Annotated in this window: 2 protein-coding genes; both read right to left on the reverse strand. The window is 40.9% G+C overall.

Annotation, left to right across the window (positions count from 1 at the left end; genetic code table 11):
* Positions 1-630: CDP-diacylglycerol--glycerol-3-phosphate 3-phosphatidyltransferase (gene pgsA, locus ACS8FD_RS13815; protein WP_439276293.1), on the reverse strand; the 630-nt coding region annotated here is incomplete at its 3' end.
* Positions 631-1,152: 522 nt separating this feature from the next.
* The coding region (locus tag ACS8FD_RS13820; RefSeq protein WP_439276294.1) for a GTP-binding protein at positions 1,153-1,692 on the reverse strand (540 nt) is incomplete at its 5' end.

Raw genomic sequence — 1,692 nt, forward strand, 5'->3', positions numbered from 1 at the left:
CGACCACAAAGTTAAAATCACTGCAGCGACCATCAGTACATACCCTATCATCTCAAGCGACTCCCAGTTTAATAGAAGCACAGTGATGGCTATCATCTGAAACGTCGTCTTAAGCTTACCTACATACGAGACCGCCACACTAGTACGATTACCAAGCTCTGCCATCCACTCCCTTAATGCCGATACTGCAATCTCACGAGAGATAATCACAATCGCTGCTATCGCCATAATGATATTAGGATGCCACTGTACCAAAATAATCAGCGCTGCTGCTACCATCAGTTTATCAGCGACTGGATCTAAAAACCGTCCAAAAGCCGACATCACATTAAGCTTACGAGCAAAGTAGCCATCGAGCCAATCTGTAATGGCAGCGACAACAAACACCCCAGTTAACAATAAATGCCGTAGTAAACTGTCACTAAACTCACTCATCCCTACCCGCGCGATGACATTGTCTGAGATGGCAGGCATGCCAATACCCATGGCTGGTGGCCAGTAAGCTATCGCTACAAACAATGGAATCATCAAAATACGCGCAATAGTAAGATTATTGGGTAGATTAAAAATGCTTTTGTCGTTTTGCGGTTGTAGCGGCTCTTTTGTATGCAGTTGTGTGCTTTCGGTCATGGTAAGCCTAGTGTTATATAGACATAAGAATGCCTGCTAGCTTAGCATTTTTCTTGTATTGCGTCATGCCATCTTCTGCGAGTTTATCGATACTATTTTGAGAGAAAACGTTTATTGAACGAAAAGTCCTAGCAAATAAAATATTTCAAAATGTGACATTGTATTAAAACTCTCTTAAGAGTAACTTCATGTAATTTAAGTAGCCAATTAAGGAGAACATCAGGTAATATAAATATATTAGAAGAAACAGTTGTACACTGAGTTTTCACTCCAAATTATAACTGTTTATATTTCTGATAACGCTAGAATCTCTATAAAAATAATAAGTTTTTACTGTAATTGTAGACACACTACATACTCAGTTTTCCTCAGCCCACAGTTTCCTCCTCTGTGGGTCTTTTTTTGTCTTAAATTGCTGAACCCTATTTATCAAAATCTCTAAACTCTGTTTATTAAAATCATAGTAACTTAATGATTTTGCCACTACCTATTAAAAAACTTATATAAGTATATACTTCGCTTTTAGCGCTGTTCTCCAAAAAAAGAGGACAAAGAAGCGAGCAATGCTTCTTGATTCATCCCTTCTCCTATAAGTACAATATCTTTGGATGTAAAACTACTTTTGACAGCAGGGAGAATCTCAGGTTGCTGCATGACTTTGCGTACAGATTGTAGCAATATCGGACCTTCATCCGTATGCAAAACGCCCTTGACTCGCAGAATCGTATCACCCCGCGCATGCAGCAACGCCGATAGCCAAACGGTAAACTCAACCCAACCGACTTCTTTAGGAATCGGCAACGAAACCACAGTCGTCGGAGCACCCTCATTGACAAGAGTCGTCTCATAGATTTCGGTCGGCGCTGGTAGTTTAGGTACAGGGCTTTCGACACCGAATGTGGATAATGAAATCGGTGCGGCTGGATTGATTTTGCTGATGGTCGAAACAAGGTTCGATAAGGGCTGCTCGGATACTTCTTCTGATTTTGCAATCACAATACGATCGGCTGAAAGAATTTGCTGACGGCATAAAGCGTCAGTCTTTAGCGCCACCTGAAAATG

It is taken from the genome of Psychrobacter sp. 1U2, from assembly GCF_051847575.1.